A 20,658-nucleotide genomic window follows, 5' to 3' on the forward strand; every position below is an offset into this window, starting at 1 on the left:
AAGAACTACGTTACCTTTAGCGATTTATCAAATTGCTGGTCAATATCATTCACTGTATTCTGGCCTTGAGTCGAACTATAAAAACCATGTCCGCGAATCAATAACGAGACAACTATCGCGGCCAGGCCTACGCCAGTTAGCGCAATAGCAATATTAACGAGAACCACTTTCGAATAATGACGGTGAGTAGACATTAAGTCATCTTGAGAATGCAGTTTCGTATGAAACGCGGTTACAAAAGCTTCCTTATTTTGCTCCTCAGGTAAAGCTTCATAATAGTTTTGTAAATCTTGAGTCAGCTCTATAGCCAATTGCATGGCTGCATGAGCTTTTTGAGGACATGCAGATTTTAAGCGCAAACCATAAGCATGCATTGCATTAATACTCGCTCGTAAAGCCGTTAATTCTACGGGTGCTTGCCAAGCATCAAAATCATAATTTTCCAGTTCTTCTGGAACAGGTTGTGACCCAACTTGAGCATTAGAATGAGGAACAGCCCATGCCGTTAAATTAGCATCAGGAAATGCTTTTTGAAATGCGGCAACTGCTGCCCTGGTAAAAACACCCCATTGAACAAAAGACTCATCATCAGAAGCAACTGGCCAACCACTAACATGGAACGCCAAGTCTGTCTGTTTATAACTGGAGGGTAACTTCGCATCATTTTTAGCCAAACAATCCATCAACACATAATAAACAGTAATACGAGGATCTACTTCTCTCGCTCTGTTATCGACAACCACAATCATTGGAAAATTTTGCTTTAACTGTCCAAGATATGTAGTAAATGCCTCGTTAATTTGCGCAGCAGCCTCTGTTCTCGTCGTATCTTCCGTGAGCATCGTCTTAACCTTATTGTGTACATTCTTAACAAACTTATGGGTTTCGGTTCTAGGATCAAAACTTACTTGTTTTTCTTTTTTTGGTGGCATAATTTCAATAATAACGTTGATTAAAAAAGCGGAGTGTACTTTATACGATGCTCAATTAAAAGCACAAAGCAAAAAATATGGGCATACGTAATTACCGAACATTCAATATGGGTATAAATAGACAAACTTGATCTCAACATAACCAGCCTTACTCTTTTGTAAAGAAGGCATTGGCATTAAGCTAAGGAAAAAGGCAGCCAAACGAGGGGAGGGAACTCCGATGCAAGCATGGAACCGGATGCTGGAGATCGCCCCTACACTCGGGATAAAATCTTAACCGAATGACAGCGGCAGCTAGACCCACTTGAGAATTTGTGGTGGATTATGAGCGGTAGCTAAGGTAGGCGTTGCAGGCCAACCAAGAATAATCGGAACCACAGCCGTCATATTTTCAGGTATTCCTAGCTCATTCTTCCATTCAGGTAAATTTAACGCCGGAACTGAAAAACCAATAACACAGGAAGCAAGGCCAAAAGTCAGCGCAGAAAGCATTAAATTTTCAGCAGCCAACCAACAATCGGCACTAACAAACTCGCCCTTAAAGGTACTACAAATAACAATTAACATAGGCGCATTATAGAAAACATTAAACTCTTTTTGTTGCACCACTTGTAAAACGTGCTCTTCCTGCAAGTTTTTATGCTCCTTGGTGCTGGTGAGTAACTTAGCACTGGCAGAGATACGGTCTAATAAAGATTTATCCTGAACCACCACAAATGCTCGAGATTCTTCATGAAGCGCTGAAGGGGCATGAGCGGCTGCGTCTAAGAGTTGATTAATAATCTCGGCATCGACTTTTTGCGATAAATAATTGCGTACCGCCCGGCGATTATGTATCGCATCCATTACATCCATTTTGTTGCGCTTTATTGATTCTGCCTTTTCCATCATCGGCTCCTTGGCTTTTTCTAGATTATAGCATACCGTTTTAATCCTATTTGCATAAATAGCTAAATTGCTACTGCAAGTTTTACAAGCCAGCGTTGCTCTAATAAGCTTTTAGTATTAACTTGATTTGCAATGGAGTTGCCAAGCTACCCCGCGTTTTCCAGATACCGAATCGACTTTTGACGAACTAAAAGAGCGTCTTACTAAAACAGCTGGTTTTTTACAGGATATTAAGCCTGAACTACTTAATGGCGATGATAATCGCCTTATTGAAATCAAAGTACGCCAGAAAAATATTTCTCTCAGCGCCCACACCTACTTATTGTCTATGTTGCTGCCAAATATATTTTTTCATCTCACCACCACCCACGATATTTTACGCCATTATGGAATGAATGTTGGGAAAATGGATTATTTAGGGTACTCAAGTTAGTGCACGCCTCATTCAGAAGCTCCGCTCCTTTTTCGACGTGCCAACGCACATCGATGGATTGATACAACAATAGCTAATTTAGACCATTATATTGGACGATATGGTTAAGTTAGTATTTACTTTTTGCCTGTCATGCGTAGACTTCGAACTCTCGCCAAAGAAGTGGCTCCGCAACAAGTTAGAGTATTGAGGATGATTGTTATCTATGACTGGTTCAGCTTGAGCACCCTCCCCCATGATGGCCTCATATTCTACTTTGCTCAGTTTCATGGTGAAAACATCTTTTTGGTTGTCCTGCTCATACGTAATCTTACGAGGCTCGTTACTAACGCGCCCATTACCCATTCCGATATTGAGTAGTTCCTGCTGGACTTGTTTCAGCTCAGAGGACTCATAAAATATCAAACTGATCCAGTCCCCTTCATCTTTCTTCTCTACACGAGCAAGTGATTTCTGAATAGGTAAATTAAAGCCGCCTAAATGAACAATCGGTTTTTGCTCAATTACAGATTGTTGCACTACAGGTTGTTCACCAGGCACATCATCATCGAGTTCTATCACCGGGCCATATTGTTCTGAAAACATGCTTAACAATAGATCAAAACCAGTATAATTATACATCGACTTATGGAAAGTATAACCAGGGAGCCGGGGGAGTTTAATATTAGACTCGCCATATTGCTTAATTACCATATATTGAGCCAATTCCGCGGAGGGCCTTATACAGCCAAGCGCCAGAACTTTATCATTAATATTACTGAATAAAACGTCAAACTGCATCACATCATCGGCTCTTAATATTATTGGATGATCTTCTGATGCTTGTTGTTTTGCCACACCATGTTCTTTACATAAAGCATCCAAATTAACTTCTAGATGTGCTAAGTCGCAACTTGCCACTATAACGTTTGGCAAGGTCCTATTTTTGCAGTACTGCTCTAAATATTGTTTTTTTATTATGGACACATTATCCCAAATTCCATAATATTCAAGCCAATACTTAACAAAATGAGCCTCATTAAACTGTTGTTCATCATAAGTCACAGCACCATTACAACTGATTAGATATTCAATAAAACCCTTCATCAAACGGCGAATCTGATTATTATTTTTTAGAGTAATCACGTCTTGCGCGAAGAGTATACGCTCGTTAGGCATATCCTCGTCTTTCATACAACGAATGAGTCCAGAAGAATTAAACCAAAAAAACCAGGCAGCCATCTTGAAACCTAGTTGTAATTCCTTAGGCTTTTCTCCAGTTGCATTCTCATTTTCTTTGGACTCCTCTTCAGCCAAAAACCCAATAAGCTTGACCTTAATGTGAGGGTCCTTCTTCTTCCTTTTATGTCGCTTGCTCCACTGCATATTTGCTGTTATGAAATGTTCCGGTCTGACATAATTGCTAAAATCAGTTATTGCTCCGCCCAGTTTTTCTTTTACTGTTTCTAAGAATTTTCGTTGGTAATTAATACTATTATTAATATTTTTAAACAAAAATGATTTTGTACTTGCTCCGAGTTTACCTTGGAGCCTCTTAAACAACTGGGCACTCAAGTCCTCATCAAAAACAAATACATTGTTTTCATTTAAAGGAGGTCTCATTGTTTAACCTTATATCAGACAAAAATAGCTAAATTTAACACAAAAAGAAATAGAAAAGAACTTTCTTGTACAATAAGTTGCTTCTTAATCGAACCTTGCAATCATGTTCCAAAGTGGATACAGGTGAAGGGGGATTAAGGTGAAGGCAGTAACTTATTGTTCTTTTTCCTTACTTTTGCACGCAGCGAGAATACAGGGCGCGATCAATAAGCAACCAGACTATTTTTGAGATATTCATTTGACAACCAGGGATTTTCAGCCCTGACGATATTAAATCAATTAGATACGTCCCTCAAAAAAGTACGAATACTATCGGGTAATGGTACGGATTTATTTTTCGTATAATCAACCCACACGACCTTACAGCTGCCTTGAGCCATTAATACTTCATCTTGGTACAAATCATGATCCATCATCATGCTGGAGTTACCCATATTATATATTCTGGAACGTAAAGTTACGGTCGCAGGGTATACTACCGGTTTTAAATAAGTACAAGCAACATGAATAACCACCGGACCCATTTGCTCCGTCATCTTTATATTCAGCTCACGTAGCCATTCAATGCGTGCCTCCTGAAAATAGTCAAAATAACGTGCATTATTTACATGGCCTAAAGCGTCCATATCGCCCCAAGCAATGGCAAAGGTTTTTTCGTGTACGGTAATTTTTTTTTCAGTCATGATAAGTCCATAGGGTCAACATCCACATTCCAGCGAATGCCATTAGTTAATCTATTCATTGTTAACCACTCCCGCAATTGTGTCAAAGAGCTCTTTAATACTTTGCGAGACGGCGACTTAATTAATAATTGCATGCGGTATTGATTTGCTTTACGCGGTAAAGGCGCGGGAGCTGGCCCCATAATCGTCAGCGGGTGATTGAGCATTTGCTCCTTTGTTGCACGCAAAAAGTTTAATACGCTACTTGAAATTTTTCCTTGTGCACGAATCACGGCAAGATAATGATAAGGAGGGAGCTGCGCTTGCTGGCGTGTAGTCAGTAAGGCATCGGCAAAGGGATCGTAGCCTTGCTGAATCAATAAATTCAATAAAGGATGATCCGGTAAATGCGTCTGGATGATTACCTGCCCCGCCCGCTCGGCCCGCCCCGCCCGCCCAGCAACCTGAGTAAGCAACTGACCTAACTGCTCCAAAGCACGAAAATCTTGGTTGTATAATCCCGAATCGGCATCCAATACGACCACCAAAGAAAGACGCGGGAAATGATGCCCCTTTGCCAGCATTTGTGTGCCGACAATAAGCTGCGCCTCGCCTCGTTGGATCATCTCCAAATGCTCATCTAAGGCATGCTTTTTACGCACCGCATCACGATCAATACGCACCACATTGCTATCTGGAAAATAGGAGCTTAAAAATTCATGCACCCGTTGGGTCCCCGCCCCCACTGGAATCAACTCATGGCTTTGACAACTGCGGCAATGGTCTGGGGTGCGTTGGGTCAGTCCACAATGATGACAAATCATTTGCCCAACCTGCTTATGCAAGGTTAAATGGCTATCGCAGGCACGACAATCTGCCATCCATCCGCATTGATGGCATAATAAAACAGGGGCAAAACCACGGCGGTTAATAAACACTAAAACCTGATTTTTCTTTTGTAAATGTTCTTTAATTACATTCAACGTCGGTGTGGCCAAACCATGCTGTAGCATTTGCGCCCGCAAATCAATCAGCTGATAATGCAAGGGCGTGGTAGATAAGGCCTTATGGGTCAAACGTAAGCGCTGATATTTATTTTGTTTGCAGTTATATAAACTTTCCAAACTCGGAGTTGCAGAACCCAAGATAATCGGGATATTTGCCAGATGCGCACGCATTAGTGCGGTATCACGAGCAGAATAACGCACGCCTTCCATTTGTTTTAGTGACGCATCATGCTCTTCATCAATAACAATCAAACCTAAATTAGGCATAGGGGTAAAAATAGCAGCACGGGTGCCGATAACCATTTGCACTTTATTTTCTTTGGCTAATTGCCAGGCAACTTGGCGTTCGGATTCATTTAAATTGGAATGAATTACGGAAATAGGCTCATTAAAGCGTGCAGTAAAACGAGCGAGTAATTGTGGGGTTAAGCCAATTTCAGGCACCAATACTAAAACTTGTTTGCCTTGCGCCAAAACCTGAGCAATTACCTGTAAATATACTTCCGTCTTACCACTGCCAGTAACCCCCTGCAATAAAAAACATTGATACTGGTGTAACTGTTCACTTATGGCGGCAACCGCAACGGCTTGTTCAGGATGTAATGGTAACGGATGAGATGGCGTCGTAGTGGTCTGGGTAGGCAAAATATCCTGCTGGGATAAATCCACCACCCCTGTAGCTAATAAATTAACTAGCTGGCTTGAAGTAAAACCCTGCTGTACCAACAATTGCTTACTTACAGGCTCCGTATGGCTTGCTAAAAAGTCTATCAACTCCAACCGCTTGCGCGCGCGTGCCGGCACTATTTTTTTTGCCTCATCAACGCTCAGCGCTAATTGGTAAAAATCACCCTGAGGTAACTGGCAAGCCTGCCCTAAGCGATATTTTTTCGGTAAGGCTAAAGGCAACACTTCAGATAATGCGGATTGATAATAGGTTCCTATCCAGGAACATAAAGCCAATAAATCGTCCGGGATTAAAGGCTCGCTATCGATTACTTCACTAATGCTTTTTAATGGCGTTGTTACTTCTGCTAATTCAAGTTTGCCTACCACAATTCCCAAGCGCGTCTGCTTGCGAAAAGGCACCCATACCCGCCCGCCAAGGCATGGACTAAGTCCTGCATCGGCTTCATAATCAAAAAAATCACGGCTGGTATGAGGAATACAAACCTGATAAACCGTTTTCATGCCGGTCTTTGCCATTCATGGCTTGCAGATTGCCCAGGGGCCGAAAATACCTTCACCACTACTTTATCAATGCGATGACGGTCTAACTCGTCCATATCTTTAATTAATTCATTAACAAACCAGCGAGATAATTCTTCTACCGTAATGTTGGTTATGGGCAACATCGTCACATCTTCTTTTAGAAACGGGATTTTTTTGTGATTAAAAGTAAAATAGTAATACTCTTCATCATCAGCATATTCTAAAAAAGGCGAAAATTGCGGCATTAAAAAGGTTTGATTCAAATGGCTGCATAAGTGATGAATGCGCTTTTTGTAATAACGATAATCAAAGGTCATGCCATTTTCTTCCACCCAGGTGGTTAGGGCAAGATAAACGCCATACATATGGCCATGCAAAGGCTCTCGCTCAGTGGCAGAAAAAATAGTGGTGTGTCCTGCCGAAAACTTCATCGATTCTTTCTGTAACTCAACCGTAGTCAGGTATTTTTGTATCTTCATAAACTCACTCGTTTATCTAATAGTTGAAACCCAAGTAAATCGATGTCCATATCCTTATTTAAAGCGATTACTTTAAACAACTCCCCCATCTCACTAGGTAAGGTCAACTGTTTTATTGCTTGTTTTGCTTTGACTTGTTCTACTTCATCATCCAGCGTATTAATTAAGCCCAGCAAACCGTTGGCGAGCAAAAAAGAGGCTTGGTCAGTATAACCGGCAACATGAAACCCCGCCTGTTGTGCCGCTTCTGCCACATGCGTAAAGTCAACGTGGGCAGTAATATCCTGCGCTCCTGGATGCAGTAAAGGATCAGGATGACTTTGGTGTTGATAATGACACATCAAGGTTCCTTGACGGCGGTCGGCATGATAATACTCATGGCGCGGAAAGCCATAGTCGATTAATAACACGGTCCCTTGATTCAAGCTGCGGTAAATATTTACGATCCAATCATCAATAAACAGATTCACCTCAGACAGATAAGGCAACGTTTCTATATTCAATCGTTGCTGGATGTACTCCTGTAGCGGTGAATTGTCACAGGGTTTAAAGACTTCCTTTAATTGCTGCTGCTCGTCAAGGATAACATAACTTTCGAAAATACCGTCTTCGTTTAGCATAAAACGATGCACAGGCATAGCATCCAGGACTTCATTGGCCAACACAACCCCATTAAAAGGAGTCTCTGGCCACTGCTCTAACCAGATTACCTTATGAGCCAAATGAGGAATTTTTTGCTGAACCAGCTCTGCCTGTCGGTGGCGTAAATTGGCACTCACTTCCAAAATATAATAGTGTTCAGGCAAGCAATTGAGTGTCTCCAAATGGACCAATAAAGCCACACAAAGCGCACCACTTCCAGCACCAAACTCAAGAACCTTAGGCGATTTAAGCACCTGCATAATTTGCTGGCATTGATTCGCCAGAGTTTGTCCAAAAAGTGGGGTTAACTCAGGAGCTGTAATAAAGTCACCATGCTTACCTAGCTTCTGCAAACCGGAACTGTAATAACCTTCTCCCGGTGCATATAAAACCAATTGCATGAATTCCACAAAAGGAAGCCCCTGTCCGTCACTAAGCCGTGCTTGTAATGTTTGTTGTATACTCATAACTTATTAATAATGTCGTTAAATACTGCCATTATCCTTGGCATTTTTTCTAGAGTGGGGAACATACATTGAATCCAATAAACAAACAAGCCGCAAAAGTAGCTTTGGTCACGGGCGGCGCACGACGTATTGGGGCTGCCATTGTGAAAAAACTACATAGTGCAGGATACAAAGTAGCAATTCATTGTCGCTATACTTTCGCCGAAGCACAAGAGCTAGCGAAGCAATTAAATGAGCAACGCACAGATAGCGCCCTTGTTTTACAAAAAGAATTAACCGAAGCTCATGCCGCACAGGATCTGATAACCGCCCTTAGTGCGTGGGCTGGACAATTGCATTTGTTGGTAAATAATGCCTCGGTTTTTATACGCAGCGATTGTCATCAGACTGAAGAGCAGAATTGGGATCTTCTTTTTAATGCCAATGTGAAAGCTCCCTTTTTCTTAAGTCTTGCCGCCCGCCCGCTGTTAGCGAAGAACTCCGGAGCTATTATCAACATTACTGACATTCATGCGGAAAAACCACTTTCAGGCTACTCGGTTTATTGCCAGACGAAGGCCGCCCTGGAAATGCAGACGAAAAGCCTGGCGCGGGAGCTTGCCCCGGAAATTCGCGTCAATGCAGTTGCTCCAGGTTCGATTGCCTGGCCAGAAAATGAAAATAGTTTAAGCCAGGAAATACAGCAAAAAATTATTGCGGAAACGCCTTTAAAACGGCATGGGAATCCGGAGTTTATTGCGCAGGCGGTGTTGGCTTTGGCAGAGAATCCCTTTATTACAGGGCAAATCATACAGGTTGATGGGGGTCGGAGTTTGAACTAGAGGAAGACCTCTTCCTCACCGCCTTTAAGTTAAGAGTAAATTGTTCAACCACTGGTAGCAATATAATCGCTAACTTAATGGCTGTACCCCCGTGTCAGGCTAAATGCCCGATAAACGCCTCAATACCAGCCAAAGAATCCAACTGATAAAACCCATTCAACCAAGCAGCATCCAGATTTTTCCCAAAATAATACCGCACCAAAGACTTACTTTGTAAAATAGCCTTAAACTCATCTTCCAATGCCGCCAAATCCTGTAAATGGGTCATAAATAAACTGACTTTTTCCACCCCACTTACATTAATGATGCGCTGCTCCAATAATTCCTGAAACAGCCAAGGATGCCCACTGCCAGCACGAGCAATCATGAAGGCATCGCAAACACTAAACTCCACTGCCTGCTGCAGGCTAGCAATGGAATCGATATCGCCATTAGCAATTACCGGTATTTTCAGCGCCTGCTTAATGCGTGCAATTTGCTGAAAATTAACCGCCACATCATAATCATCAACCCACCGCCGACCATGCACGATTAACGCATCAGCCCCAGCTGCTTCGATTTTTTGTGCCAAAACTACATCGTCTTGACTATCTTGAATACGAATTTTAACCGTAAGTGGAATCGTAATGGCTGTACGTACAGCCTTCACGATGCCTTCTAAAAGTTCTGGCGTTTCTAATAAAGCACTACCCGCACCTTTCTTGCGAATCTTAGGCTTTGGGCAGCCGCAGTTAATATCAATCAGGTCCGCACCATAAGTCTGTAATTGCATCGCAGCCTGAGCTAAAACCATAGGATCGGTCCCTGAAATTTGATAGGCCAAGCGCTGCTCTTGAGGTGAGCGGTAAATATAACGAGAATTTTGGCTATGGCGATGCACCACATCCAGCGCTGAGCTCATTTCAGTAACGCAGTATGCTGGAGGGGTATATCGGTTAAATAAGGTTCTAAATGGCGCGCAACTGTACCCTGCCAATGGCCCCTGAATTAAACGGTGGGGTAGAGTAAGAGACCCTATTTGTAGAGGACTATTAATAAAAGCGTGCATCAAATTAATTCAAAGCTATAATGACAATAATTTTAACATTATTCTGCAAAAAATCGAACTAACCAGGAATATGCATTAACTATGGACAAACATTATTTATCCCCATTGGAATTACTTAATATTGCAACCCAACATGCTTATGCAGCGGATAATCTGTTACAACAGCTAGACTATGAAGCCATCAGTTCACGTAAAGCCTTATTCATCCTTACACCAATTACGTCCCTGATGTATCATGCTTTTCAATTAACCTTAAAAGCATATTGCTTGCACGAACAGCGTCCGATTAAAGAATATAAAAACCTAATGGAGCTAGTCGAATTAAACAGCCATTTAGGTTTTTCTCGTCAGGAAATTGATCTGCTAAAAACGCTATCCCGGCAACAAGCTTTTCATAAAGGCTCAGAATATGACCTCTGGGAAAATCAGCAGCAACAACATGTCTTTTGCGAAGAAATTATTTCTTTGTATCAACGCTTACAACTGATGATGCCATTGGAATTGCATCCAGATTATCAATAGCTAAAAAGTAGCCTTGATGTAGCATCATATCAAGGTTACTTTTTTTGTAACCACTTGGCATCACGTAAATTTCACGTTAGGATAAGTTTTTTTAAACCTCGGTAGGTATCGCCATGGAGCAAGTAAAAGACCAGACAGTTGTCAATTCGGTACAACAACAAATAGCGCAACTACGCCAGCATCTTAATGCGCAAATTTTGGGGCAAGAAGGCTTAATTTCCCGTTTGTTGATTGCCTTACTGGCTGATGGTCATTTATTGGTAGAGGGGGCACCTGGTTTAGCGAAAACCCGTGCAGTTAAAGAATTATCCGATGGAGTTGAAGGTGATTTTCATCGCATTCAGTTTACTCCTGATCTATTGCCTGGTGATTTGACTGGGACGGATGTCTATCATCCTCAAAATGGCTCTTTCGTATTTCAACCAGGCCCAATATTTCATCACCTCCTACTAGCCGATGAAATCAATCGAGCTCCAGCGAAAGTGCAATCGGCATTACTGGAGGCGATGGCTGAACGACAAGTCACCATTGGTGGAAAAACCTATCCCTTGCCAGAATTATTTTTGGTAATGGCAACGCAAAACCCGATTGAGCAAGAAGGAACTTATCCCTTACCTGAAGCGCAACTAGACCGTTTCCTGATGTATGTGAAAATTGGCTATCCAGATGCGAAGATAGAACAAGATATTTTGGCTCTATCACGTCGAGAAGCATTAGGGGCTGCGATGGCAGCACCCAAGCCAGTATTCGCAAAATTACCACAAGCCACCTTATTTGAGGCGCGTAAACAAGTGCTGAAAGTACATACCAGTGAGGCATTAGAAAATTATCTAATACAGCTGGTAGTCGCCACCCGTAACCCTGGAATATACAATGAAGAATTAGGTCGTTGGTTACGTTTTGGCGCAAGCCCTCGTGCTACGATTGCGCTGGATCGCTGTTCGAAAGCACATGCATGGCTTGCTGGTCGTGATTACGTCACGCCGGATGATATTCATGTGATTGCCCATGATGTGTTACGGCATCGCATTTTATTAAGTTTTGAAGCAGAAGCCGAAGGAATCAGTAGTGACGACTTTATTGATTTTCTATTACGGTTAGTCGCTGTTCCGTAACATGAGGTTTTTATGGCTGATGGAGTTATTGCAGAATTAAATGAATTGATCGACTTGCGCCGTTATGCGCAATCAATTCGCTATCAACCCGAAGGACGGGCGATTCGTGCTGGAAATCATCTGTCCAAATTACGTGGCCGCGGCATGGACTTTGCCGAGGTACGCAATTATCAAGCTGGAGACGAAGTTCGTCACATGGAATGGCGAGTTACCGCCCGTACCGGCAGACCCCATGTTAAAATTTTTCAAGAAGAACGCGAACGGCCTGTAGTGATTCTGGCTGACTTTAATCCCTCAATGATTTTCGGTACGCGGATTGCCTTCAAATCGGTAGTTGCCGCTCGTTTAGCCGCCATGTTGGCCTGGACAGTGACGAAACAAGGGGATCGCGTGGGCGGAGTGTTCTTCTCTGCAACCGAGCATAGTGAATTTATTCCTCGAGGACGCGATTCCAGCGTTCTTCCCATGCTTGCCGCTCTAAGCCAATACACCGAACAAACCGATGCCCAACGTGAAGCCGCCCCCACTCTGTTAAGTGATGCACTATTACGTTTACGTCGAGTAGTCCGCCCAGGTAGTATCCTGGTATTGATCAGTGACTTTTATACTATGGATGCAGAATGTGAAAAGCACTTGAATCGTTTATGCAGTCATAATGACATTATTGCCTATCATATTTGTGACCGTGTGGAATTAGCGCCTCCTAAGCCGCAACAATATGCCATTACCAATGGGCAGCAGGAATTACTCCTTGATACGCGAGTACGCTCGGTAAACGAAGCGTATCAACAATATTGTCAGCAACGAATAAACCAGTTGCAAGAACAATTTAAACGCGTACACATTCAATACGTACAAACCACAGCGGATCTTGATTTAACGCAGCTGGTACGCCGTACTTTTTCCAGGAGGTCTCGTGGCTAATCAGAGCGATCCGTTAACCCAGCTTAAAGACATTCATTTGCCTGGTGCAATTGGCTGGTGGCCACTTGCACCAGGCTGGTATGCCCTCATTACGCTGCTCATTCTGCTCGTTGTCGTGTTGGCTGCGTATATCTATCGACGACACCATTATGCCTTAGCCAAAAAACAAGCCTTGGTTTTATTAGCAAGTTATCAAAAAAACTATGAAAAAGAACATAATACGCCAAGCAGCAGCGCACAAATTTCTGAATTATTGCGCCGGGTGGCCCTAGTCTATTATCCGCGCACCGAAGTTGCCAGTTTGCATGGTGATGCCTGGTTGCAGTTTTTGAACCAAACCAGCAACGGCATAGACTTTAATGCCATACGTGCACTGCTGTTAGATGCTCCCTTTAAAGCAACCGATACAAGCATCGATTTAAGTCCATTGTTCACCCATGCCAAGCGTTGGATTAAACAAAGGGGAGTACCATGTTCACCGTAGCCAACCCCTGGGTATTATTACTCGTTCCCTTACCCTTGCTATTTTGGCTGTTCATGCCCAAAGCCAAGCTTCACCTGCCTACGGCCTTAAACGTTCCATTTTTTAAGGCCGTGGCAGAAATTGCCAGCCAAGCACAACGTTCATTTAGCGCGCAATACTCTTTATTACTGCCCGCATTAATCTGGTTATCGCTCGTTTTTGCTTTAACAGGTCCACGTTGGATTGGTGAACCCAAACCAGTTGAGCGTGAAGGCTACAATATTATGATGGCCTTAGATTTATCGGGCAGTATGGAAATACCCGATATGATGTTGAATGGACGCCCAGCCAGTCGCCTTAGTGTGGTAAAAAACGCCGCAGAACAATTTGTACAAGCACGGGCTGGCGACAAAATAGGCCTCATCTTATTTGGTAGTAACGCCTATCTGCAAACACCATTAACCTACGACCGACAAACCGTTTTGCTGCGCCTTATCGATGCAACCTCAGGCTTAGCCGGAAAAACAACCTCCATTGGCGATGCCATCGGTTTGGCCGTTAAACACTTAGAGCGTGTGCCACCACAAGGAAGAATTCTTATTCTCTTAACCGATGGTGCAAATAACTCAGGAGTCCTTGAGCCTCTAAAAGCCGCTGAATTAGCAAAAGATGAAGGGATCAAAATATATACCATTGGCTTAGGTGCCACTGCCGATCCTCGAGCTATAACCAGTGCCTTTCTCATGCAAAATGCCTCCGCGGATCTTGATGAAGATACCTTAAAAGCAATCGCAGCACTGACGGATGGACGCTACTTTCGTGCCACCGACATGGAAAGCTTACACACCATTTATGAAACAATTAGTCAATTAGAAAAAGTAAATCAAGAGCAAGCAACCATCCGCCCGCAAAAAGACTATTATCCATGGTTTGTTGGCTTAGCTCTCTTGCTCTGCCTCTATTGGCTGGCAAGTAAAACTGATTTGCAAATCAAAGCTCCTGCAACTAGAGCAAATCCGGAGGCCTTTAAATCATGATCGCTGATTTTCATTTCTTAAGACCTTTGTGGTTGCTTATGATTCTCCCTTTATTGGGACTCGCCTTTGCCAGCTGGCAAAGGCATCCTAAGCTACATGCATGGGCAGAAATTTGTGACCCTCATTTGCTTAATCATTTGCTGCAAAAGAAAGGACAAAGACAGCGAATGGGGGCAATTTTTTGCTTATTGTTCAGCATCCTCTTTATGATTGCGAGTATTGCTGGACCCGCATGGCATAAATTTCCCGTGACGACCTATAAGCCCATACAACCACGTGTCTTGGTGTTAGATATGTCTGAAAATATGATGGAGTCAGATTTAAGCCCTAATCGTCTAAGCCGTGCTAAATTTAAGTTGCGCGATTTATTTGCGCGTAAGGACATTGGTCAATTTGGTCTAGTTGCGTTTACCAGTGAACCATTTGTCGTTTCTCCGCTTACGGATGATGGCCAGACCATTAGCGCTTTATTATCCTCATTGACTCCAAACATCATGCCCGTAACCGGCCATAATTTGGAAAGTGCGGTAACTGAGGCCGCATTATTAATTAAACAGGCAGGTTATAATCATGGGCAAATTCTCGTATTAACCGCGGATTCCCCATCAACAGATGCAATTGCGGAAGTAAAGAAATTAGCAGCATCAGAAATCTTCACCTCCATTATGCCCATTAAGGCCGATGCCAATTTGAACCCGTTATTTCAACGTTTTGCTGATGCAGGAGAGGGCCAATTAGTAAGATACACTTCGGATGCCAGTAATTTGGATCAGTGGATCGATGCGAGCGCCCAAAAGCAATTTGCCTTGAGTAAAGATGATGATATTCCATTATGGCGTGATGAAGGGCGTTGGTTTTTAATCCCCGCTTTATTATTACTGCTCCCGGTATTTCAACGTGGCTGGCTGCAAAGGATCGTTGTATGATGCGTTATTTAATCCTCTTAATTACGTCACTCCTGTCGTTATCATCCCAAGCCTGGCAATGGCAAGACCTGTGGTCTACCCCTGATCAGCAAGGGCAAGAATTAATGAGCAAGCAGCAATATAAAGAAGCGGGGACGACCTTTAACCGCGATGACTGGGCAGCTGCGGCAGCTTATCGTGCGGGAGATTACCAAAAAGCTAGCGAACTCTATCAAAAGCAACCAGATGAACAAGGCTATTATAACGAAGGCAATGCTTTAGCTCACTTGGGTAAATATAAAGAGGCCATCGCTGCTTACGATAAAGCTTTAGCCAAAAATCCTAAAAATCAGGATGCCATTGATAATCGTAAATTGATGGAACAACTTTTACAGAAAAACCCCGATCAGCAAAAGCAGAACCAGAAAAAGCAAGACCAGAAAAAACAGGACCAGCAAAAGCAAGACCAGAAAAAGCAGGACCAGCAAAAGCAGGACCAGAAAAAGCAAGACCAGCAAAAGCAAGACCAGCAAAAGCAGGACCAGCAAAAGCAGGACCAGCAAAAGCAGGACCAGCAAAAGCAGGACCAGCAAAAGCAGGACCAGCAAAAACAGGACCAGCAAGCTAAGAAAAACAGTAAAGCAGATAAAGAGAAACAACAGGCAAAAGAGCAATGGTTGCGCTTAATTCCTGATGATCCAGGTGGCTTACTGCGAGAAAAGTTTTTACGTGACCACTTAAGAAGAGAACGTGGATGGTATCAATGAAAAAATTAATAATAATTAGCTTTTTTTATTTAATTAACACCTTGGCTCATGCCGAAATACAAATTCAAGTTGATCCTGCTGAGATTAGCCAAGGTGAGCCATTTCGCTTATTATTAACGCAGCCTAGTCTGCAATCCGCCAATGGCATTCCTGATTTAACACCTCTTCGTAAAGATTTTATGATTTTGGGCACCGAACGAAGCGTTAATTACTCAGTGATCAACGGGCAAACACAGGCCTCCAGCACTTGGGTTATCACCCTAAAGGCGCGAAAAGTAGGCCCAGTAACCATCCCGGCTATAAGAATGGGAACAGATCACAGCAGTCCGTTAACAATTAATGTTTCGGCAGTGGACACATCCATACAAAGCACCAGCAATGATCAGCAACAGCAAGATATCTTTTTAACTACGGAAGTTAATGAAAAAAAACCTTATCTCAATCAACAAATTACCTACAAAGTACGCCTATATAATTCCAAACAACTCTTGGATGCAAGCTATCAAGGACCGAAGGTAGAGAATGCTTTGCTAATTCCTTTAGGCAATGACAAACGCTATCAAACGCAAAAAAATAATGTGACCTACCTGGTTGAGGAACAAAGTTATGCTATTTTTCCACAAAAAAGCGGCCCCTTAACGATTACCTCACCCGCATTTACCGCACTTATTTATGGTTTTGATCCGCAACACATCAAAACAAGTACCAAAGATATAACCCTGGATGTGCAGCCTATTCCCGCGCAATTTAGTGGGCAAACCTGGGTTCCTGCGAAACAAATTAAATTGAATGACGCTTATGAAAACCCAAGGCAAACCATAGACCAAGGCAGCACTTTAGTACGCACCATGACTCTAGAAGGGATTGGCATTCCCGCGCAATTGCTACCGAACCTTCATTTTGCAGACTCGGATGCCTTTAATGTCTACCCAGAGAAAGGAAAAGAAAGAAATCAAGTGAATCAAGGCGAGATCGTTAGCCGCTCAGAAATTAAGGTCACTTATTTATTTAATAAGATCGGTAAAGTAACCATCCCCGAGTTAAAACTTCCTTGGTTTAATACCGTAACAGGTAAAGAAGAGATTGCCGTTTTAGCGCCACGCACTCTTGAAGTCATACCCTCGAAAACGGGCCTATCCAATGCATTAAGCGCCAATCAGGGTAAGGCACTTACACCACAAACCAACCATGAAACCGAAGAAACCAGATCACTACCTACAGCAACTAATAATTGGGCCTGGATTGTTGCCGCCCTATTCGCGCTAGCCTGGTTACTTACTTTAGGCTTATGGGCTTGGCAAAAACGCAGCCGCGCTCCAGGAAAAGGAACCTATAAGCGCACCTTGCAAGCACTCCATGATGCGTGCCACCAAAATAACCCGCAGCGTTGCCGCGATAGCTTATTGAAATGGGCGAATTTACATTGGCCAGATGCGTCAATATTAAATTTGGCGGATTTAACGCGTCTCTCGACTGATATGCAATTTAAAAAACAGGTCCACATTTTATCACAAGTCTTATATCAAGAGAGTGAGAAGGCTTCGTGGCATGGGGATGAGCTGTGGCGGAGTGTCAGTAATCTCAAGCAGACTTACGCCACGCCTAAAAATAAAACCACGAGTTTGCCACCGATAAATCCGGCTTAAGAGCCCAATTACAATGCGCTAATGCGTATCGGTGTCAACTTAAGGAAAATCACGCGTTAAAAAGAGGCAAGGGCATGCCAGGTTTGGAGTTCTTCTCACAAGAACGTTATGATTTTATGCAACCGACATTAGAAGAGCTTATTAAATGTTCTACAGATGAAAACAAAAAGCTTTAGTGATAAGGGTCGCGCTACCTCGTGAAAGATTCCGGGACGTCCCAGTCCCCGAAATCGACTCGCCAACGCGCGAAGCTAAAGGCCCTGGACGTCCTGGTCCCCCTTGATTTTGAGTCCCCTTCGGGACTAAAAATCTGCGCTCCCCAATGACTGACGCCTTTTCGGATGCCTTATATTTTTCCTACGGAAAAACATCCGGCCCTAAGGCTACCAGGGACTACTCGCCCGCGCCTTCGGCTCTCCATGGCTCGCAGCGAATGAAGGGGAAAGACGTGAAACTTGCAGTAGGTAAATTATCCAATACTGGTGAAATTCCTTAAGTTACGCCTATACGCTAATACAGACTACGTTTTATTGTAAAAAAAGTGTATAATTGCTCATTTTGTTACACAATTAATGACCAGATTATGAATCTTGAAAAATTATATGATGTTATTGTCGTAGGTGGTGGCCATGCAGGCACAGAGGCAGCTCTAGCGGCAGCACGGATGGGGGCTCAAACCTTATTACTGACCCATAATATGGATTTATTGGGACAAATGTCTTGTAACCCCGCAATCGGAGGTATTGGTAAAGGGCATTTGGTGAAAGAAATTGATGCGCTCGATGGCGCCATGGCGAAGGCAGCGGACCGAGCCGGTATCCAATTTCGTACGTTAAATGCGTCCAAGGGACCTGCCGTACGTGCGACCCGTGCACAGGCAGACCGAGTTTTATATCGCCAGGCCATTCGCGAGCAATTGCAATTACAACCGAACCTAACTCTATTTCAACAAGCCGTTGATGATTTGGTTATTGAGGGTGGACGAGTCACTGGAGTAATAACGCAACTGGGTTACACCTTACGTGCACGTGCCATCGTGCTTACAGTTGGTACCTTTCTTGGTGGAAAAATCCACGTAGGGATGAGCCAAGCTGCAGGTGGCCGCGCTGGAGATCCTCCTGCGATTGCTTTGGCACACAGCTTACGTGCTCTGGATTTACCTGTGGGTCGTTTAAAAACAGGAACCCCGCCGCGCATTGACCGACGCTCTCTTGATTACAGTCAAATGACCGAGCAACCCGGTGATACCCCCCTGCCTGTATTTTCTTATATGGGTAGCGTCAGCGATCATCCAGAGCAGGTTTCTTGCCATATTACGCACACCACCGAAGCAACTCACGAAATTATTCGCAACAATTTGCATCAATCACCGATGTATGCTGGCGTCATTGAAGGTGTTGGCCCACGTTACTGCCCTTCAATTGAAGATAAGGTTGTACGTTTTGCAGATAAATTATCGCATCAGATTTTCGTTGAACCTGAAGGCTTAACTACCGAAGAAATTTACCCTAATGGCATTTCCACCAGTCTTCCTTTTGATGTGCAGGTGCAATTTGTACGTACCATTAAAGGTTTTGAGAATGCGCATATTACTCGCCCTGGTTATGCAATTGAATACGATTACTTTGACCCACGCGGCTTAACCTCATTTTTGCAAACCAAGCCCATTGCTAATTTATTCTTTGCCGGACAAATTAATGGTACTACAGGCTATGAAGAAGCAGCAGCGCAAGGCATCATCGCCGGGATGAACGCAGCCCTACTCGTACAGGAAAAAGAATTATGGTGCCCACGCCGTGATGAAGCGTACATCGGGGTGTTAATTGATGATTTAATTACCTGCGGAACGCAAGAACCCTATCGCATGTTTACTTCACGTGCAGAATATCGCTTACTCCTGCGTGAAGATAATGCCGATTTACGTTTAACAGCTAAAGGTCGAGAATTAGGCATGGTGAGCGATGCGCGTTGGCAGCATTTTTCAGCCAAACGCGAAGCCATCGAGTCAACACAAGCATTGTTACATAATTCTTGGGTACGTGTGGCTCATAACGACCTATTTAAAGAGATTCTTCAGAATCCGATGCAACATGATAATCGTGCGTCTGAATTTATTAAGCGTCCTGAAATTACGTATCAACATTTATTAATGCTTGAAGACCTCGGCCTACCAGAGCTACCTGCCGAAGTCAGTGAGCAAATAGAGATCCAAAATAAGTATGCCGGCTATATAGAAAGACAGCAGCAAGATATTGAAAAAATGCGCAAGCATGAACATACCGCTTTGCCTGAAGCACTTGATTACACCGAAGTAGTGGGATTATCAACGGAAGTTATTCAAAAATTATCGAAGATAAAACCAACTTCATTAGCACAGGCAGGCCGTATTTCTGGAGTAACTCCGGCAGCCTTATCCCTACTGCTCGTTCACTTAAAGAAACAACGGATTGAGGCATGAGCGAAGAATTAACAATAAAACATTTACTTGAACAAGGGCTGAAGCAATTTAACCTTGAGGCAATTAGCGCTCCATTATTGGATTATTTATTCTTACTTAAAAAGTGGAATTTAGCGTATAATTTGACCGCAGTCCGCGATCTGGAATCAATGGTCAACAAACATCTCTTAGATAGTCTGGCTATTGTGCCATGGGTACAAGGTAAACGCATCATCGATGTAGGCACAGGCCCGGGCTTACCTGGGATTCCATTGGCCATTGCGCTCCCAGAAAAAAGTTTTGTTTTACTAGACTCCAATGGGAAGAAAACACGCTTCCTTAACGAGGTAAAACGACAGCTTGATTTAAAGAATCTGGAAATTGTACAAATTCGCGTTGAAAACTACCACCCGACTCAAGGTTTTGATACAGTTATAAGTCGAGCGTTTAGCAGCCTTGCACAAATGATTCACTGGACAAAGCACCTCGTAGCCAACGATGGGATATGGTTGGCAATGAAAGGCCGTTATCCAGATGCCGAACTGCAAGAAATAGAGCAAAACTGCAAAGTAGAACACTATACTGTTGAAGGTGTTGAGGGTGAACGCTGCTGCGTGCTTATCGAAAACACAAAATCAAGGAACTAATA

General features: G+C 43.2%; 20 protein-coding genes. 12 read left to right on the top strand and 8 right to left on the bottom strand.

Features of this window, described 5'->3' with window-relative positions; genetic code table 11:
- Window positions 1-5: 5 nt before the first annotated feature.
- Both ACQY7T_RS00710 and ACQY7T_RS00715 read right to left on the bottom strand, forming a co-directional pair.
- Complete coding sequence (locus tag ACQY7T_RS00710; RefSeq protein WP_428410821.1) at window positions 6-932, bottom strand: hypothetical protein; 927 nt, start codon at window positions 930-932, stop codon at window positions 6-8.
- 294 nt (window positions 933-1,226) lie between these two features.
- Window positions 1,227-1,820, bottom strand: a complete 594-nt coding sequence (locus ACQY7T_RS00715; protein ID WP_428410857.1) for a nitroreductase family protein — start codon at window positions 1,818-1,820, stop codon at window positions 1,227-1,229.
- A 127-nt stretch (window positions 1,821-1,947) separates the two neighbouring features.
- On the opposite strand from ACQY7T_RS00715, the gene ACQY7T_RS00720 reads away from it, so the two are divergent.
- Complete coding sequence (locus ACQY7T_RS00720) at window positions 1,948-2,253, top strand: DUF1993 family protein (protein WP_428410822.1); 306 nt, start codon at window positions 1,948-1,950, stop codon at window positions 2,251-2,253.
- A gap of 78 nt (window positions 2,254-2,331) precedes the next feature.
- On the opposite strand, the gene ACQY7T_RS00725 is transcribed toward ACQY7T_RS00720, so the two are convergent.
- The 5 genes from ACQY7T_RS00725 to ACQY7T_RS00745 all read right to left on the bottom strand — a co-directional run bounded on the left by ACQY7T_RS00725 (window position 2,332) and on the right by ACQY7T_RS00745 (window position 8,324).
- Window positions 2,332-3,855 (bottom strand): hypothetical protein, encoded by a 1,524-nt coding sequence (locus tag ACQY7T_RS00725; protein ID WP_428410823.1) that lies wholly within the window; start codon window positions 3,853-3,855, stop codon window positions 2,332-2,334.
- 275 nt (window positions 3,856-4,130) lie between these two features.
- Entirely contained in the window at window positions 4,131-4,538 is a 408-nt protein-coding gene (locus ACQY7T_RS00730; RefSeq protein ID WP_428410824.1) for an acyl-CoA thioesterase, read from the bottom strand.
- Entirely contained in the window at window positions 4,535-6,715 is a 2,181-nt protein-coding gene (locus tag ACQY7T_RS00735; RefSeq protein WP_428410825.1) for a primosomal protein N', read from the bottom strand. Before ACQY7T_RS00735 ends, ACQY7T_RS00730 begins: the two co-directional genes overlap by 4 nt.
- The gene (locus ACQY7T_RS00740; RefSeq protein ID WP_428410826.1) at window positions 6,712-7,215 is read right to left on the bottom strand and encodes a 6-pyruvoyl trahydropterin synthase family protein; all 504 of its coding nucleotides are present in this window, start codon (window positions 7,213-7,215) and stop codon (window positions 6,712-6,714) included. Before ACQY7T_RS00740 ends, ACQY7T_RS00735 begins: the two co-directional genes overlap by 4 nt.
- Window positions 7,212-8,324 carry a class I SAM-dependent methyltransferase gene (locus ACQY7T_RS00745; protein WP_428410827.1) on the bottom strand — a complete coding sequence of 371 codons (1,113 nt, stop codon included), beginning with the start codon at window positions 8,322-8,324 and terminating at the stop codon, window positions 7,212-7,214. Before ACQY7T_RS00745 ends, ACQY7T_RS00740 begins: the two co-directional genes overlap by 4 nt.
- Window positions 8,325-8,392: 68 nt before the next feature.
- Here ACQY7T_RS00745 and ACQY7T_RS00750 point away from each other — a divergent pair, with 68 nt between their 5' ends.
- Window positions 8,393-9,145 carry a pteridine reductase gene (locus ACQY7T_RS00750; RefSeq protein ID WP_428410828.1) on the top strand — a complete coding sequence of 251 codons (753 nt, stop codon included), beginning with the start codon at window positions 8,393-8,395 and terminating at the stop codon, window positions 9,143-9,145.
- A 94-nt stretch (window positions 9,146-9,239) separates the two neighbouring features.
- Here ACQY7T_RS00750 and ACQY7T_RS00755 read toward each other — a convergent pair whose 3' ends face one another.
- Window positions 9,240-10,193 carry a tRNA dihydrouridine synthase gene (locus tag ACQY7T_RS00755; RefSeq protein ID WP_428410829.1) on the bottom strand — a complete coding sequence of 318 codons (954 nt, stop codon included), beginning with the start codon at window positions 10,191-10,193 and terminating at the stop codon, window positions 9,240-9,242.
- 81 nt (window positions 10,194-10,274) lie between these two features.
- On the opposite strand from ACQY7T_RS00755, the gene ACQY7T_RS00760 reads away from it, so the two are divergent.
- The 10 genes from ACQY7T_RS00760 to rsmG all read left to right on the top strand — a co-directional run bounded on the left by ACQY7T_RS00760 (window position 10,275) and on the right by rsmG (window position 20,656).
- Window positions 10,275-10,715 (top strand): hypothetical protein, encoded by a 441-nt coding sequence (locus ACQY7T_RS00760; RefSeq protein ID WP_428410830.1) that lies wholly within the window; start codon window positions 10,275-10,277, stop codon window positions 10,713-10,715.
- 113 nt (window positions 10,716-10,828) lie between these two features.
- On the top strand, window positions 10,829-11,830 hold the full coding sequence (locus ACQY7T_RS00765) for an AAA family ATPase (RefSeq protein ID WP_428410831.1): 1,002 nt from the start codon (window positions 10,829-10,831) through the stop codon (window positions 11,828-11,830).
- A gap of 12 nt (window positions 11,831-11,842) precedes the next feature.
- The gene (locus tag ACQY7T_RS00770; protein ID WP_428410832.1) at window positions 11,843-12,754 is read left to right on the top strand and encodes a DUF58 domain-containing protein; all 912 of its coding nucleotides are present in this window, start codon (window positions 11,843-11,845) and stop codon (window positions 12,752-12,754) included.
- Complete coding sequence (locus ACQY7T_RS00775; RefSeq protein ID WP_428410833.1) at window positions 12,747-13,238, top strand: DUF4381 domain-containing protein; 492 nt, start codon at window positions 12,747-12,749, stop codon at window positions 13,236-13,238. Before ACQY7T_RS00770 ends, ACQY7T_RS00775 begins: the two co-directional genes overlap by 8 nt.
- Window positions 13,226-14,254, top strand: coding sequence for a VWA domain-containing protein (locus ACQY7T_RS00780; RefSeq protein ID WP_428410834.1), 1,029 nt, complete (start codon window positions 13,226-13,228; stop codon window positions 14,252-14,254). The genes ACQY7T_RS00775 and ACQY7T_RS00780 overlap by 13 nt, the downstream gene beginning before the upstream one ends.
- Window positions 14,251-15,180 (top strand): VWA domain-containing protein, encoded by a 930-nt coding sequence (locus ACQY7T_RS00785; RefSeq protein ID WP_428410835.1) that lies wholly within the window; start codon window positions 14,251-14,253, stop codon window positions 15,178-15,180. The genes ACQY7T_RS00780 and ACQY7T_RS00785 overlap by 4 nt, the downstream gene beginning before the upstream one ends.
- Window positions 15,177-15,926: a tetratricopeptide repeat protein gene (locus ACQY7T_RS00790; protein WP_428410836.1), complete on the top strand. Its 750-nt coding sequence runs from the start codon at window positions 15,177-15,179 to the stop codon at window positions 15,924-15,926. Before ACQY7T_RS00785 ends, ACQY7T_RS00790 begins: the two co-directional genes overlap by 4 nt.
- On the top strand, window positions 15,923-17,572 hold the full coding sequence (locus ACQY7T_RS00795; protein WP_428410837.1) for a BatD family protein: 1,650 nt from the start codon (window positions 15,923-15,925) through the stop codon (window positions 17,570-17,572). Before ACQY7T_RS00790 ends, ACQY7T_RS00795 begins: the two co-directional genes overlap by 4 nt.
- Before the next feature lie 583 nt (window positions 17,573-18,155).
- A complete protein-coding gene (gene mnmG / locus ACQY7T_RS00800) occupies window positions 18,156-20,030 on the top strand; it encodes a tRNA uridine-5-carboxymethylaminomethyl(34) synthesis enzyme MnmG (RefSeq protein WP_428410838.1) in 1,875 nt (624 codons plus the stop codon).
- On the top strand, window positions 20,027-20,656 hold the full coding sequence (gene rsmG, locus ACQY7T_RS00805) for a 16S rRNA (guanine(527)-N(7))-methyltransferase RsmG (protein ID WP_428410839.1): 630 nt from the start codon (window positions 20,027-20,029) through the stop codon (window positions 20,654-20,656). The genes mnmG and rsmG overlap by 4 nt, the downstream gene beginning before the upstream one ends.
- Window positions 20,657-20,658: the final 2 nt, after the last annotated feature.

The sequence above is a fragment of the Legionella sp. genome (assembly GCF_965140895.1).
Taxonomy (GTDB): Bacteria; Pseudomonadota; Gammaproteobacteria; order Legionellales; family Legionellaceae; genus Legionella.

Coding starts and splice junctions, on each gene's coding strand:
- ACQY7T_RS00765 (WP_428410831.1), top strand. CDS start 10,829: ATGGAGCAAGTAAAAGACCAGACAGTTGTCAATTCGGTACAACAACAA.
- ACQY7T_RS00790 (WP_428410836.1), top strand. CDS start 15,177: ATGATGCGTTATTTAATCCTCTTAATTACGTCACTCCTGTCGTTATCA.
- ACQY7T_RS00710 (WP_428410821.1), bottom strand. CDS start 932: ATGCCACCAAAAAAAGAAAAACAAGTAAGTTTTGATCCTAGAACCGAA.
- ACQY7T_RS00755 (WP_428410829.1), bottom strand. CDS start 10,193: ATGCACGCTTTTATTAATAGTCCTCTACAAATAGGGTCTCTTACTCTA.
- ACQY7T_RS00745 (WP_428410827.1), bottom strand. CDS start 8,324: ATGAGTATACAACAAACATTACAAGCACGGCTTAGTGACGGACAGGGG.
- ACQY7T_RS00770 (WP_428410832.1), top strand. CDS start 11,843: ATGGCTGATGGAGTTATTGCAGAATTAAATGAATTGATCGACTTGCGC.
- ACQY7T_RS00780 (WP_428410834.1), top strand. CDS start 13,226: ATGTTCACCGTAGCCAACCCCTGGGTATTATTACTCGTTCCCTTACCC.
- ACQY7T_RS00740 (WP_428410826.1), bottom strand. CDS start 7,215: ATGAAGATACAAAAATACCTGACTACGGTTGAGTTACAGAAAGAATCG.
- rsmG (WP_428410839.1), top strand. CDS start 20,027: ATGAGCGAAGAATTAACAATAAAACATTTACTTGAACAAGGGCTGAAG.
- ACQY7T_RS00785 (WP_428410835.1), top strand. CDS start 14,251: ATGATCGCTGATTTTCATTTCTTAAGACCTTTGTGGTTGCTTATGATT.
- ACQY7T_RS00735 (WP_428410825.1), bottom strand. CDS start 6,715: ATGAAAACGGTTTATCAGGTTTGTATTCCTCATACCAGCCGTGATTTT.
- mnmG (WP_428410838.1), top strand. CDS start 18,156: ATGAATCTTGAAAAATTATATGATGTTATTGTCGTAGGTGGTGGCCAT.
- ACQY7T_RS00795 (WP_428410837.1), top strand. CDS start 15,923: ATGAAAAAATTAATAATAATTAGCTTTTTTTATTTAATTAACACCTTG.
- ACQY7T_RS00730 (WP_428410824.1), bottom strand. CDS start 4,538: ATGACTGAAAAAAAAATTACCGTACACGAAAAAACCTTTGCCATTGCT.
- ACQY7T_RS00760 (WP_428410830.1), top strand. CDS start 10,275: ATGGACAAACATTATTTATCCCCATTGGAATTACTTAATATTGCAACC.
- ACQY7T_RS00715 (WP_428410857.1), bottom strand. CDS start 1,820: ATGGAAAAGGCAGAATCAATAAAGCGCAACAAAATGGATGTAATGGAT.
- ACQY7T_RS00725 (WP_428410823.1), bottom strand. CDS start 3,855: ATGAGACCTCCTTTAAATGAAAACAATGTATTTGTTTTTGATGAGGAC.